Annotated in this window: 10 protein-coding genes and 3 pseudogenes; 8 read left to right on the top strand and 5 right to left on the bottom strand. The window is 70.6% G+C overall.

Features of this window, described 5'->3' with window-relative positions:
• Nucleotides 1-34: 34 nt before the first annotated feature.
• Nucleotides 35-1,471: a DUF6880 family protein gene (locus B5V46_RS18465; protein ID WP_080618160.1), complete on the bottom strand. Its 1,437-nt coding sequence runs from the start codon at nt 1,469-1,471 to the stop codon at nt 35-37.
• 393 nt (nt 1,472-1,864) lie between these two features.
• The gene (locus tag B5V46_RS20620) at nt 1,865-2,257 is read right to left on the bottom strand and encodes a zinc-binding dehydrogenase (RefSeq protein ID WP_369822857.1); all 393 of its coding nucleotides are present in this window, start codon (nt 2,255-2,257) and stop codon (nt 1,865-1,867) included.
• A gap of 803 nt (nt 2,258-3,060) precedes the next feature.
• On the opposite strand from B5V46_RS20620, the pseudogene B5V46_RS18455 reads away from it, so the two are divergent.
• The 3 genes and pseudogenes from B5V46_RS18455 (at nt 3,061) to B5V46_RS18445 (ending at nt 4,451) form a co-directional block, all read left to right on the top strand.
• A pseudogene (locus tag B5V46_RS18455) lies at nt 3,061-3,290 on the top strand (AbrB/MazE/SpoVT family DNA-binding domain-containing protein).
• Nucleotides 3,280-3,672 (top strand): annotated as a pseudogene (locus tag B5V46_RS18450) (PIN domain-containing protein); the annotation flags it as partial. The pseudogenes B5V46_RS18455 and B5V46_RS18450, both read left to right, overlap by 11 nt.
• 107 nt (nt 3,673-3,779) lie before the next feature.
• Entirely contained in the window at nt 3,780-4,451 is a 672-nt protein-coding gene (locus tag B5V46_RS18445) for an SDR family oxidoreductase (RefSeq protein WP_080618157.1), read from the top strand.
• 12 nt (nt 4,452-4,463) lie between these two features.
• Here B5V46_RS18445 and B5V46_RS18440 read toward each other — a convergent pair whose 3' ends face one another.
• A complete protein-coding gene (locus B5V46_RS18440) occupies nt 4,464-5,339 on the bottom strand; it encodes a DMT family transporter (RefSeq protein WP_231119341.1) in 876 nt (291 codons plus the stop codon).
• A gap of 815 nt (nt 5,340-6,154) precedes the next feature.
• Between B5V46_RS18440 and B5V46_RS18435 the strand changes: the two genes are divergently transcribed.
• Together B5V46_RS18435 and B5V46_RS18430 are read left to right on the top strand one after the other, a co-directional pair.
• Complete coding sequence (locus tag B5V46_RS18435) at nt 6,155-6,745, top strand: exopolysaccharide biosynthesis protein (protein ID WP_369822859.1); 591 nt, start codon at nt 6,155-6,157, stop codon at nt 6,743-6,745.
• Nucleotides 6,746-7,232: 487 nt separating this feature from the next.
• Nucleotides 7,233-7,421, top strand: a pseudogene (locus B5V46_RS18430) (hypothetical protein); the annotation flags it as partial.
• A 27-nt stretch (nt 7,422-7,448) separates the two neighbouring features.
• Here the strand turns inward: B5V46_RS18430 and B5V46_RS18425 are convergent.
• Together B5V46_RS18425 and B5V46_RS18420 are read right to left on the bottom strand one after the other, a co-directional pair.
• Entirely contained in the window at nt 7,449-7,874 is a 426-nt protein-coding gene (locus B5V46_RS18425; RefSeq protein WP_080618155.1) for a hypothetical protein, read from the bottom strand.
• A 168-nt stretch (nt 7,875-8,042) separates the two neighbouring features.
• Nucleotides 8,043-8,684, bottom strand: coding sequence for a TetR/AcrR family transcriptional regulator (locus B5V46_RS18420; RefSeq protein ID WP_196774424.1), 642 nt, complete (start codon nt 8,682-8,684; stop codon nt 8,043-8,045).
• 157 nt (nt 8,685-8,841) lie between these two features.
• Here B5V46_RS18420 and B5V46_RS18415 point away from each other — a divergent pair, with 157 nt between their 5' ends.
• The 3 genes from B5V46_RS18415 to B5V46_RS18405 are packed head-to-tail and all read left to right on the top strand — an operon-like array spanning nt 8,842 to nt 13,196.
• A complete protein-coding gene (locus tag B5V46_RS18415) occupies nt 8,842-10,986 on the top strand; it encodes a TonB-dependent siderophore receptor (RefSeq protein WP_080618154.1) in 2,145 nt (714 codons plus the stop codon).
• Complete coding sequence (locus tag B5V46_RS18410; RefSeq protein ID WP_080618153.1) at nt 10,980-12,071, top strand: hypothetical protein; 1,092 nt, start codon at nt 10,980-10,982, stop codon at nt 12,069-12,071. The genes B5V46_RS18415 and B5V46_RS18410 overlap by 7 nt, the downstream gene beginning before the upstream one ends.
• Nucleotides 12,072-12,125: 54 nt before the next feature.
• The gene (locus tag B5V46_RS18405) at nt 12,126-13,196 is read left to right on the top strand and encodes a siderophore-interacting protein (RefSeq protein ID WP_080618152.1); all 1,071 of its coding nucleotides are present in this window, start codon (nt 12,126-12,128) and stop codon (nt 13,194-13,196) included.
• Nucleotides 13,197-13,574: the final 378 nt, after the last annotated feature.

The raw sequence follows: 13,574 nt of genomic DNA, 5'->3' as shown, positions 1-13,574 counted from the left end.
GGGGCGCCGCGGTGCCCGAAATCGTCCGGCCCCGTCAGCCGTTCCGCAGCCGGTCCCAGAAGGCCGATTTCCGGGCATGGGTCCTGCGCAGCCCGTCCAGATAGGCGGCATGCGAGAGGTGGATGCCGTAATCCTGTATCTCGGCATCCGCGGCGGCACAGTCCGAGAGGTGCCCTGCGGCATGGCCGTAGCGGCCCGCACGTCTCCGATCCAGGGCGAAATCGATCATCGCGCGCCGCAGCAGGACGGCGGCAAGCGGGTTGGCGGGCGCGAGCGCCTCGGCAAGCGGTGTGAGGATCTCGTAGGCATCGCCGTCGATCTCTGCGTTGCGGGTCTCGATCAGTTCGGCCGCCAGGGACAGGTCGGGAGCCTCGAGGCAATAGGCCAGCGCCGTCTCGACCGGGCTGAAGTCAAGCACGATCCGCCGCGCCGCATCCGCGGCCTCGATATCCTCGAAATCTGGCAAAAGCCCGAGGTGACGGCGCAGGGCGTCGGGGCAGAGCTTCCGCTCGAAGCGGTTCCAGAGCGCGGCCCGCAGATCCTCCTTGCGGCCAAGCGCCTCCAGGCAGGCGAAATGCGCCGCATCCAGCTCGGGGTCGTCGAACCAGGGATCATCACTCTCGCCGGGCAGCGCGGCCTCGATCAGGCGCAGCGCGTCCCCGGCGCGTCCCGCCGCCAGCAGCCGGAGGGCGGCATCGGGGGCAATGGTGGCATAGGTCAGCTGCTCGGGGGTATATTGCGCAAGCCAGGCATCGACGTCGCCCTCGGCATCGGCCACGTCCCGCAGGATCCTGTCGAGGCTGCGGTTGCGTTCGGCGCGGGCGCGCCCGGTACGGGCGTCGCGGTCGGAGAGGAACGCGTAGCGGGCAAGCTCGGCCTCGCCGGGGGGCGCGGCGCGGGCGGCTTCGGCAAGTGCCTTGAGACGGGCCAGACCGGTCGTGCCGAGCGCCTCGGCCAGCGCGGGTACGGCGTCATCGAAGACACCATAGACATCGTCCGAGATCGCGTCGAAGACGGTTTCGGCCAGCGTCGCGGGGTCCAGGCCCAGCCGCGGCGCAAGGCGCCCGATCGCCGCCATGGCCCCGCCCATCACCTCGCCGAGGGTACCCCGGCTGTCATCGGTGCGCTCGAAGAGGCCGGGGGCCAGCTGCAGCTCGGCCCAGAGCAGCTCGAAGGCCGCAGCCGGGGCATCGGGCGCGATCCGGGTCTCGATGAGCTGGGTCAGTCCCGCCAGTTCCTGCGTCAGCGTCTTCTGCGCCTTGCGCGAGATGAAGCTGCGGCCCCGCCGGATCGAGGCGAAGCGTTTGCGCAGATCGGCAGTGATCGCCTCCGGCCCCCGATCCGCCGAAAGCGCCATGCGCACCCGGCGCTGGCGCGCCGCGTCGCCCTTCACCGCTTCGAGCAGCAGCTCTGCCAGCCTGTCGGCGCCAAGCTCGAGCAGGTTCTTCTTGTTGAGGGCCTTGCCTGCCATTCCGGTCCTCCTCGGATCACGCCACCTCGCGCGGGATCATGCGGCCGAACAGGCGCTTTGCAAGCCCGAACCCGATATCGGCAGGACGCCCCGGGACCGCCCTGCCTTCAGGCGCGGGCAAGAACCGGGTCCGCTTGCCCGCGCGCCGATGTCGCCATGTCCGGTTATGGAGCTGCGGGGGCACCCACCCGGCCCGCGCGGCATTGGGGCGGCGGTTCCCCCGCTAAGGCCCCTTCCGCAGGGGGCCGCAACGTCGGGGATCGGGTGCAGTCGGGCTGGCCCGGCACCGCAGCCCGGACGAGAGACCGGGCGGGGTCAGGGCAGGGTCAGGGCGGCGGGCAAGACAAGCCCCCCCCATGGCTCCTCGCCCCCTGGCCCTGCGACGCCCGCGCCCTATCCGTCCGGCAAAAGCGCGATCTTGGGCGCGGCCTCGCCGCCCCCGGCGATACTGGCGAAGGCGGCGGCGCCCTCGTCCAGAGGCATCGTCCGGACCCAGCCAAGCCTGCCCAGACGGCCCTCGAAAAGGGCTGCGGCGGTGTCGCGGAACTCCTCGGCGGTATAGGTGTAGCTGCCGATGAAGGTCAGCTCCTGCAGGGTGGCGCGCCGGATGTCGAAGCCGGGACCGGCATCGCCGAGCCCGATATGGACCATCGCCCCGCCCGGGCGCAGCGCCGCGCTGGCCGCCGCCCGTGTCGCTCCGAAGCCGACGCCGTCGATGACCAGATCGACGCCCTCGGGGCCGGAGCCGGGCAGGGTCGGGTCGAAGGTCCGGATGCCGTGGCTCACGACCCTCGCGCCACCGGAACCCCATTGATGGAGAGAAAGTCCGGTCGGACCGGCGCGCCCGGCTCCGAACCTTGGCCCGTGAGCAGCGGCGGGACATGGGTATTTTCGCCAAGAAGAAGCGGAAGGGCGCGGGATATGCCAGGTGCGGGCTGCCCTGCGCTGGCCGAAGCGTGACGGGCTTTCTGTTTCGGATTGCCCGCACGGAGGGTGCCGCCATGTTGTCGGGCGAGGGCGCCGGGATCGGTCTTGGCGTCTTTGCGTCGTCTCATCCTGTCAGGCAGGGCGGTGCGCGCAGGACTGCGGCGGGGACCCGCGCCACAAGAGGCATAGCCTCCGTGGGGTCCGTCGCCCGTGCCATCTGTGGCCTGTTTCGCTGCCTCTGGCATGCCGCGCGCCTTGCGACAGAGGCAATGCGGTGCCGGTCCCGCCAGCCGAACTCGGGCCTAACGCCGGGGCGCGTGGCGGTGATCCTGGGCCTTGTGCCGGGAGCGGCCGGTAGAGGGACGGGCCCGCATCCTTGGCGCCTTCCCGAAAGTCTGTGCTGCCCCTGCATTTCGGGCGGGATCTGTCGGCGCGGATCGGAGCGCCCCGGCAAAAAGGCGCGGGGATCGCTGTCCCGTCTCGGGTTGTCCGGGGGGCGTCGCCCGCAGCGCCCGGCCCGCGCCGAGACAGCCCGAGGAGCCTGCCCGGGCCTTGCCGAGGCCCGTCTCATCCCGTCGCGCCCCGTCTTCCGGCCCTGCTTCACGGGCGCGAATGATAGACATATTGAGTTGTATATCCAGCCTGCCGCACCGGAGGCCGCCATGCAGATCGCCAGATGGGGAAATTCGCTTGCCGTCCGCCTGCCCGCGGACCTGGTCCGGACCCTCGGCCTGCGCGAGGGCGACCGGATCGAGCTCGAGCCTTCGGGCGAGGGCCGGCTTGCGGTCAGCCGCGATCCCGTGCCGAGGAGGTGCTGTCGGAGCTGCGCCGGTTCCGTGGCCGGCTGGCGCCCGGGGATCGGCTGAGCCGCGACACGGCCAATGGCCGCTGATGTCTTCGACCCCAATGTCATCCTTTGCCTGCTGGATGACGGGCTCAGGGCCGACCGGGCCGAGGCGCTGCTGGCCCGGGGCGGCACGATCAGCGTCCAGGTGCTGAACGAGGCGCTGGTGACCTGCCTGCGCAAGGTCCGCATGACCCCTGACGAGGCGGGCGCGTTCCTGTTCGGGATCCGCGATCTCTGCGAGACGGTCGCGCTGAGCGTCGATACCCATGATGTCGGGCGCGCGCTGGCCGCCCGCTACAAGCTGTCTGTCTACGACGCGATGATCGTCGCCGCGGCGCTTCTGAGCGGATGCACGCGGCTCCGGTCCGAGGACATGCAGGACGGGCTGACCGTCGAGGGGCGGTTGAAGATCGTCAACCCCTTCGCCGCAGCCGCCCGAACCGCTGCCTTCGCCCGGGCGATACGGGGCGGGCTTGTCTCGCGCCGCCCGCGCCACAGCTTCCAGGGTCGATCCGGACCCGAAGGAGACCGACCATGACCCGAACCCTGTTCATCACCGGCGCCTCCAGCGGCATCGGTGCCGCCACCGCCCGCGCCGCCGTCGCGAAGGGCTGGTCAGTGGGGCTGATGGCGCGCTCGGCCGACAGGCTGGAGGCGCTTGCAGCCGAGCTGGGCGAGGCCGCCCTGGCGCTGCCCGGCGACGCCACCGACCTGGCCGCTCAGGAAGAGGCCGTGGCCCGTACCGTCGAACAGTTCGGTGCGCTGCACGCGGCCTTCGCCAATGCCGGGCGCGGGCTCGAACGGTCCGGCACCGAGGCGGGCGACCCCGGGGACTGGCGCGGGATGGTCGATCTGAACGTGATGGGCGTGCTGTTCACCGCCCGCGCCGCCGTGCCGCATCTGCGCCGCACCAAGGGGCATCTGGTGTTGACCGGCTCGGCCGCGGGGCGGACCCATATCAAGGGCTCGATCTATTCCGCGACCAAGTGGTTCGTGCATGGCTATGGCGGCAACATGTCCGAGGAGATGCGCGAATGGGGCGGCCGCTGCACGGTGATCTCGCCCGGAATGGTCGACACGCCGTTCTTCGACAGCCCCAAGCCCGACAAGATCCGGCCCGAGGATGTGGCCGATGCGGTGCTTTATGCGCTGGAGCAGAACCCCCGCGCCGAGCTGCGCGAGATCCATATCATGCCGACCGGCTGAGGGGGGGGGCGCTCAGCCCGCCGCCCGCCTTTCGCGGATCATGATGAAGAGGCCGCTGGCGACGATCACCGCCGCCCCCACCGCCGTCGCGCGGTCGGGAACCTCCTGCCAGAACAGCCAGCCGAAACCGGTGGCCCAGAGCAGCGCGGTATAGTCGAGCGGCGCGATCACCACCGCGGGCGCCATCCGGAAGGCCTGGGTGATCAGCGTGATCCCCAGCGTACCGAACAGGGCGATGCCGGCGAAGGCCCAGAGATCGCCGGTCGCGACCGGGGTCCAGACGACGCCGACCGCCAGACCGCTCAGCAGCAGCGAGCTGGCGACCAGCCACAGCTGCATCGTCCAGACGCTTTCGCGGGGGTCGAGCCAGCGGGCGCTGAGCATCAGCACCGCATAACACAGCGCGGCCAGCAGCGGCAGCACCGAGGCGGGCTGAAACGCCTCCGCCCCCGGGCGCACCACGATCAGCACCCCCGCGAAGCCTGCCGCCACCGCCAGCCAGCGCCGCCAGCCCACCGGCTCGCGCAGGACCAGAGCCGACAGCGCGGTGATGAAGACCGGCGCGACGAAGATCAGCCCGGTCGCCTCGGCCAGTCCCAGATGCCGGAAACTGGTGAAGAACAGCAGCGCCGCCGCGACCTGCAACCCGCCGCGCGCCAGATGCGCCCTTGGCCGATGCGAGATCAGGGCCCTTGCACCGCCCGCCCGAAGCGCGATGGCAGCGGCGAAGGGCAATGCGATCAGGCTGCGCAGAAACAGGATCTGGAGCGGCGAGTAACCTGCTGTCAGCGCCTTGGCGAAAGCATCGTTGAGGCAGAGACAGGCCACGCCCGCGCACATCGCCGCGATCCCCGCCATGCAGTCGCGCCGCGCCCCGCCTGCCGCCATTCCGCTCCTCCTTCCGTTCCTTTCGACAGCCACTGGGCCCGCTTCCGGCATCCTCCCCCGGAACCGCGATCCTGCCCCCGGGGCCTCAGCAGGGGGCTTGTCGCATCCCTGGAGGCCGCGCCGTCGCGGGCTGACTGGGTGAGGGCCGACTTTGGCCTTGCGCGGTTCGTTCCGTCAAGCTCGGCGCGCCCTCTGTGCGGATGAGGAGGGCTGCGCAAACTCCGTCGCGCAAAGGAAAAAGCCTGGCCTTGCCGGGCGTCCCCTGCGGGAAAACCCGGACCCGCCAGGCCTCTTGCTGCCCCGGTGCGACCGGCAGGCGCTGATGCTGTCCTTTCATTCGCGCGGTCTGGCGGTCATGATGACGCCCATGGGCGCGCAGGGCTGCCTTCGCTGCACTGTGCCATGGCCCATTGCCTGCCATACACCGCGGCCGTCCCTCCGCCTTGAACGGCCGCGCGGCGGGCGGTGGCATCCTTGCAGCTTGCGCCCGCCTCTCGGTGAATGCAGCCCGACCCGCAGCGGGTGACAAGCCGGCAGAGCTCACGGCCCGCCCGCGCGGCGTTGTCATCGTCGAAGTCGCGCCCCGCCCCTGTCCCCGGCCGCTTAAAATCAGGACAATCGCGGCGATTGGCCGGTATCGTTCCGAAGAAGCTTCGCAAAGGGACGGTGCCAGCCTGCCCCATGCGGAAAATCGCCGGCGCGGCAAACACTTGTCCGCGGCCGAAATCGAAGTCATGGCATCCGGTGACGATATCGCGTAACAGCGGGGCGCGGGGGATATCCTGATGAACAGAAATCGCGGCTCCGGGCGACGGGTGTCATTGTCGCTTCCGATCCTGCGGACCTCGCGGGATCAGCACGATGCCGGGAACCTGACCCTCGGCAGCCTGCTGTCGGGACTGGGCGAGGCCTCGTTCGGCTGGGCGGTGGTCGTCTTCGCGCTCCTGACCATGTTGCCGCTGCCGCCCGGATCCTCGCTGGTGACGGCGCTGCCGGTGCTGGTCACCACCGCGCAGATGATGCTGGGCTACCGCCATGTCCGCCTGCCCGGGGTGCTGGCGCGGCTGCGGCTGGATCACGACAAGCTGCGGCGCACCGTGCTGCGCCTGCGCCCGGTCACCCGGCGGCTCGAGCGGGTGCTGAGGCCGCGCCACACCGCGCTGTTCCGCCGCCGCAACGAGCGCGCGCTGGGGGCGGCGCTGTTCGTGATCGCCTTCACCCTGTTCCTGCCGGTGCCGGGCAGCGGCTGGTTCCCGGCGATCTCGCTGTTCGTCGCGGGTGTCGGCATCGTCGAGCATGACGGCCGGGTCACCATCTGGGGCCTTGTCATGGGCGCGGCCTCGGTGCTGCTGACCGCCGCCATCGTGGTCTCGCTGACCCTCAGCGCCGAGGCGGTGATCCCGTAGCCGTCCCCGGCCCGGCTCGGCAAAGGGTCGGTCGCTTGCCCGCCAGGGGTCCCTGTCCTTCGGGCGCGGGTTTCCGCATCGCCGTCAACAGCACTGGAACCGGCAGGGCATGTGTCCTTCCTGCTCGAGCGCCAGCATCAGAACCAGACGCTTGAAAAATCGACGTTCATGTCACCTTGCCGACCCGCATTTCGGATCGATGCCGTCCCGCCCCGATGATCGTTATCCGAAGGGCGCATCGGCGCGGCCCCGAGGCCGATCATCGCCGACCATGGCCTAAGGTTCGCGCAGGGTGAAACAGGCCGGGGGTCATTCGGACAGGATCTTGCCGACGAAAGCCGGTCTGATCCCCTTCGCCTGAGCAGGACGACCCGCTCATGGGACTTGCCCGGAGCAAAGCGGTCGTTCACGGAAAACGCAGCGACGGTCCGGAATGCGCCCATGGCCGTAAGTCGGCCATCGTGCTAGGCTGGTCGCTTGAAGAAGTATGTTCGAGGATCTGGCGCGGGCCCTCGACCTGTCGAGGCAAGAGGGGTTTGTTGTAAGGATCGCCGGCTCGTTCCCAGAAAGCGACATGCCGAGGCGGATGGGAAAATATGTCAGGGAAGGGCATGTTCAGTCCGAAATCCACTGGATGAAGGCTGAGCTTATCGCCAATGGCCTAGCTGACTCATGACGGCAGCTTCACCCCGTCCGCCGGGCCTCACAGCTCGAAGGTCTGGTTCGGGTCAGCAATGCCTGACTTCGGGCTGGAAAGGCCGGGTTCGGCCAACGGACCGGACCCGGAAGATCGGCTGCAGACATGCTCGATATGCGACCGGCACCCGGGCCGCTCGGGCAGATGCGCAGGCCCGTTGAACGCCGCAGTCACCGCCGCGAACGGGCGGGCGGAACGTGTGATCCGCTGCTTGATGACGACGGCGAAGGCCCGGCAACCGGGCGCCGCTTGCCTCGGCAGAGCGCCTTGATCGCCCGGCACCGCGTCGAACCCGAGCCAGGACAGGGGCGTTTCGCCGGGCCGACCCGCCCGGTCGCCAGCGACAAGCCCCGGTTCGAGGCGCCGTTTCACAGCCAAGGCCAGCCCCGGCCGCCGCCCATCTTCCAAGCCGAAGCTCCCGCGGGCGAGCATGCCCCCCGGATCCGGATCTGCTGGCCTCCGCCCCATCCGCTACGGCCACGGCCTTGACCCTGCCGGGCCCCGCCCGACATCTCGTCCGACACCGGCAGCGGCGCGCGGGCATCACGCTTCCGGAGCTTTTCCAACCACCTTGAGCCGCCCTGACGGCGCCCCCAAGGGTCAGCCCCTGCCGGGCGCGGCACCTTCGACGAAAAGCCGCCAGGCGCGGTCGAACCAGGCCTTCCGCGCCGCCGGATCGGCCAGCGCGTCATCGCCCATCAGCGCCGCATTGCTCGGGCCCAGCACCAGGGCCGCGATCAGCTGGTCGGCGACGAAATCGGCATCCGGCGCGGCAAGCTCGCCCGCGGCGGCGGCGGCCCGGATCGCCTCGGCCAGCTTCGGCGTGAACGGGTCCGCGCCGACCAGCGGCCGGGCGCGCATCGCCTCGATGAAGGCCTCGCGCTTCAGCGCCAGCAGCTCGGGGTCGAGATTGGCATCCAGAAACCAGCGCGCCAGATGCCGGACCCGGTCGAGCGGCCGCTCGGGGCAGTCGGCCGCCACCGCCCCGAACCAGGCCTCGGTCCGCTCCAGCGCCTTCTGCGCCACCGCTGCGAACAGTTCCTCCTTGGTGGCGAAGCGGCGATAAAGCGTGTCCTTGCCGATACCGCAAGCGGCGATCACCTGCTCCATCGTGGTCGCGGCGAAGCCCTGGGCGATGAACAGCTCGCGCGCCCGGACGACGATCTCGGCCGCGATCCGTTCGGACTGGCGCTTGGTCGGGCGTCCGGCGCGTGCCGGGCGGGGGGTATCTGCTGTCGTCATTCCCGTGCAGCCTTCCGGAAGTGCAGCTGTCTTATGGGCAATTTTCCGGCCGGACGGCAAGCGGCCCATATTCCGACCAAAATACTCTGTTTTTAACTGGACGGTATCGTCCCGTTTTGCTAACGCCGCTTCGACAGTCACGAAACGGAGATGTCGGATGGACAGAGGGACCTTGGGCAGGACGACCGCGGCATTGGCCGCCGCACTCGGCGCGGCCGCGACCGATGCTGCCGCACAGCAGGATGCCTTCGCGCTCGAGACCATCGTGTTGCAGGCCGATATCGCCGATACCTCGAGCTCCTACGCGCTCCCGGACATGCGCTCGGCGACCAAGACCGACACGCCGGTGGTCGAGACGCCCCAGGCGCTGAGCGTGCTGACCCGCAAGCAGTTCGACGACCAGAACACCCAGACCGTGGGCCAGGCGCTGCGCTACACCTCGGGCGTGCTGTCCGAGATCGACGCCTCGACCCGCTATGACAGCGTGTTCCTGCGCGGCTTCGGCGGCTTCGGCACCTCGTCGCAATTCGTGGCCTCGCTGGACGGGCTGCGGTTGCCGCGCGGCCAGGCCTTCGCCCAGCCCGCCGTCGATCCGTTCCTGCTGGACCGGGTCGATGTGCTCAAGGGCCCTTCGGCGCTGCTGTACGGGCCCTCGAGCCCCGGCGGTCTGGTCAACATGGTCACCCGCGCCCCGGATGGCACGACCGGCGGCGAGGCGCGGCTGGAATACGGCACCCATGACCGGGTCCAGGCCGGGGTCGAGCAGCACGGCACCCTCGATCAGGCCGGCACCCTGCAATACAGCCTGATCGCCATCGGCCGCAGCGCGAACACCCGCTACGACGATGTCGACGAGCGGCGTTACGCCATCGCCCCGGTCCTGGTCTGGCAGCCCTCGGCCGGGACAAGGCTGACCTTCGGCGGCTACTGGCAGGACGACCCCGAGGGCGGCTATTTCAACTCGATCTATCCCAGGGGCCGCGCGCCTGCCGCCTATGCCCGCTATCTCGACCGCGACTTCAATGTGGGCGACCCGGATTTCGACAGCTTCGAGCGCACCCAATGGGCGCTGACGGCCGGGCTCGAACATGCCTTCTCGGCCGATCTGACGCTGCGTTCGAAACTGCGCTATGGCCGGATCGACGCCGACATGAAGGGCCTCCAGATGGGCGCGCCGCTCGACGCCGGCGGCGAGCTTGCGCGGCTCGCGCTGATCTCGGGCGAGACCGTGCGGGCGCTGAACTGGGACACCAATCTCGAATACCGCTTTGCGACCGGCGCGGTCGAGCACCGGCTGCTGGCCGGGGCCGATCTGTTGTGGAATGACAGCGACTGGCAATATTCCTTCGCGATGGCCCCGCCGCTCGACGTGACCGCCCCGGCCTATGGCGGCGTCTCGGGCCCGTTCACGGCCATGACCGACAGCCACCAGACCATGCGGCAGGCCGGGCTCTACCTGACCGATCAGCTCGCCTTCGGCCGGTTCCGCGCGGTGCTGGGCCTGCGCCATGACCGGATCGAGACCGACAGCCTGAACCGGCTGAGCGCGACCAGTACCGACCAGAGCACCGAGAACACCTCCTACCGCGCGGCCCTGCTCTATCTCTTCGACAATGGCGCCGCGCCCTATGTCAGCTATTCGACCTCGCTCGAGCCGACCTCGGGTGTCGATGCCGCGGGCAATCCCTTCGTGCCGACCGAGTCCGAGCAATGGGAGCTGGGGATCAAGTACCAGCCGCCCGGCATGGACGCGCTGTTCACCATGGCCGCCTTCAGCATCGACCAGACCAACGTGCTGACCCCGGGCGACGTCTCGGGCTATTTCATCCAGACCGGCAAGATCCGCTCGCGCGGGGTGGAATTCGAGGGCCGCGGCAAGCTGACCGACCGGCTCGAGCTGATCGGCGCGCTGACCCTGCTCGATACCGAGCTGCGTTCCTCGTCCAATGCCGCGATCATCGGCAACCGGCCGCAGGCGGTACCGGATTATTTCGGCTCTCTCTGGCTGAACCGCAGCTTCGGCGGCGCGCTTGACGGGCTGGAACTGGGTGGCGGGGTGCGCTTCGTCGGGTCAAGCTATGGCGACGATGCGAACAGCCTGAAATCCGGCTCCTATACCCTGACCGATCTGGCGATCCGCTACGATTTGGGCGCGCGCAACCCCGCGCTTTCGGGGCTCGAGGCCACGCTGAACGTGCGCAACCTGTTCGACGAGACCTATTATTCCAGCTGCAGCTACGACTATTTCTGCCAATACGGAGAGGGCCGGATCGTCACCGTCGGGCTGCGCAAGACATGGTAGGCCGGCGCGCTGTGCTGATCGGGGCGGCGGCGGCGCTGGCCGCCCCGCGCCTGGCCCGCGCCCGGGCGGGGATCGAGGCCCGCGACGTGCTGGGAAACCGCCTCGCGCTGCCCGCGCCGCCCGAGCGGATCGTGCTTCTGGATGCGACCGACCTGATCTCGATGGCCGCCCTGATCCCGGAGCCGGGCGCGCGGCTCGCGGGCTGGGCCAGCGTGCCCCGGCTGGATCTCGGGCGTGCCGACTGGCTGGCGCCCGCGGGCCTGCCGGTGGTCGGCAAGCTCTCGCCCGACACCGTCTCGGCCGAGGGCATCCTCGCGCTGTCCCCGGATCTGGTGGTGGCCAGCGCCTATATGCTGCCGCCCGGCGGCTCGGTGCTGGAAGGCGTCCTGCGCGCGGCCGGGATCCCGCTGGCCTGGACCGGCGGCCATGACCGGGCGCTGCCGCCCGGCGAGACGCTCGAGCGCACGATGGGGTTCTGGGGCGCGGTGCTGGAGCAGCCGGGCGCTGCGCGCGATCTGGCGGCCTCGGGCCGTGCCCGGCTTGCGGCGGTGCGCGCAGCGGCTGCCGCCTCCGGATCGCGGCCCCGCACCTATATGGAGATCATGTCGACCTATGACACCTGCTGCTGGGCCGCGGGCCATGCCTTCTGGGGCGGGCTGTTCGGGCTCGCGGGCGGGCAGCTTCTGGAGGGCTCCGAGGGCTGGGGCGCAAAGCTCGGCCCCGAGGGCCTGATCGCCTTCGACCCCGAGGTCTATATCGCCACCGGCGGCAGCTTCGCCCCCGAGCTGCAACCCGGCATCGCGCCGGGGCTCGACCCGGATCAGGGCCGGGCAGGTCTTGTTCGTGCCGCCGCCCGCCCGGCGCTGAAGGACAGCACCGCCACGCGCAGGGGTCGGGTCCATGGCATCTGGTCGGGGCTCGCGACCGCGCCGCTGATGGCGCCGGTTCTGGCCGAATGCCTCGGGCGCTGGCTGCATCCCGAGACCGGCGCGGGCCTCGATCCCGGCCGGACGCTGGCGGCGCTGAACGCGCGCTTCGCACGGCCCCTGCCCGGCCCGCTCTGGCTGTCGCTGGACGCGGCCTGAGCGCGCCCCCCCCCACCCTTCCGGCACCCGCACGGCACTGAGAGGAGAGCTCCCTTGATCGACGTCGAAACCGAACTGGCCTTTGCCGGCGCCGAGGCGGCCCATGCCGCGCTGTCGGCCCATGCCAAAAGCCACGACATCCCGCCCGAGATCGACCGGGCCGGGCATCTGGCCTTTTCCTTCCAGGGCAACCGGCTGGAATTCCTGACCGTTCCGGGACGGATGCGGATCCGGCTCTCGGCGGTCAGCCGGAACACGCTCTATTTCCTCAAGGAGGCGGTCGTGCATCACCTCGAAGACGCCGATCCCGAGGCCGCGCGCAACCTGCGCTGGCCCGGAGACGGCGATGCCGACAGCCGCCGGACGCCACCGAACTTCCGGCTGCTGACGGTGCTCGACCGCTCGCGCCCCGTCGACGGCATGACCCGGCTGTCCCTCTCGGGTGAGGATCTCGGGCCGCTGACCCGCGACGGCATCCATGTCAAGCTGATGCTGCCCGCCGACCGGAGCCGGAGCCCGGTCTGGCCCGGGGTTGCGGCCAATGGTGCCACGCGCTGGCCCAAGGGCCCCGACCGGCTGCATGTGCGCTATTTTACCCTGCTCGGGCTGGAACCGGAGGCGGGCCGCGTGGCAATCGATTTCGCCGATCATCCGGGCGGGCAGATTTCGGACTGGGCCCGCGCCGCCCGTCCCGGCGACCGGATCGGCATCATGGGCCCGGGCGGCGGCCTGCCCCCCGGGACCGACCGGCCGCTGATCCTGATGGGCGACGAGACCGCGCTGCCCGCCCTGGTGCGGATCCTCGAGGCCCTGCCCGCCCGGGCCGAGGGCTGGGTGATCGCGCCGCTGCGCCCGGCCGATGCCGGCTATCTGCCCGCCTCGCCGCTCGAGACGCTGCTGTTGGGCCCCGAGGGTTTTGCCGCCTCTGCCGCCGCGCGCTTCGCCGAGGCGCTGGACGCCCGGCCCGGGGCGCGGGTCTGGGTCGGGGCCGAACACGGGCTGGTGCTTGAGGCCCGCCGGATCGCCGCCGCCCTGCCCCCCGGGCAGAAGGAAATCGGCACCTATTGGCGGCGCGGGCGGCCCGGCGACGCCACACGCGACGACCATGACGACCATGACGACTGAGCGGCCCCCCCGGCCCCGCCCCGGCGCGGGCCGGACCATGCCCGCCCGTATCTTTCAGGGCAGGAACAGGCGGGATCGGGTCCTTGCCCCCCCGCGCGCTGTCGGCAGGTCTGGCCAGAGGCCGCGCCGCTCTCATCCTCGCCTCCCGTGCCCCCGTGCCCCCGTGCCCCCGTGCCCCCGTGCCCCCGTGGTCCGGTGAACCAGTGAGCCGCTTTCCCCGGTCGCGCCCCGCCCTGTCCAGCGCAGGAAGGGTTCCCCTTTCACGGATCCGGGAACGAAGACATTCTTTCCGGGCCTTTCTCTGCGGCAGGGCCGGATGACGCCCAAAGCCCTGCCGCCGCGGCAGGCGGTCGTCCCGGCGGCTGAAGGCCGCGGGCG

Source organism: Rhodovulum sp. MB263, assembly GCF_002073975.1.
Taxonomy (GTDB): domain Bacteria; phylum Pseudomonadota; class Alphaproteobacteria; order Rhodobacterales; family Rhodobacteraceae; genus Rhodovulum.
The sequence above is the reverse complement of the archived record's forward strand: the minus strand, read 5'-3'. Positions and strand labels throughout refer to the sequence as shown.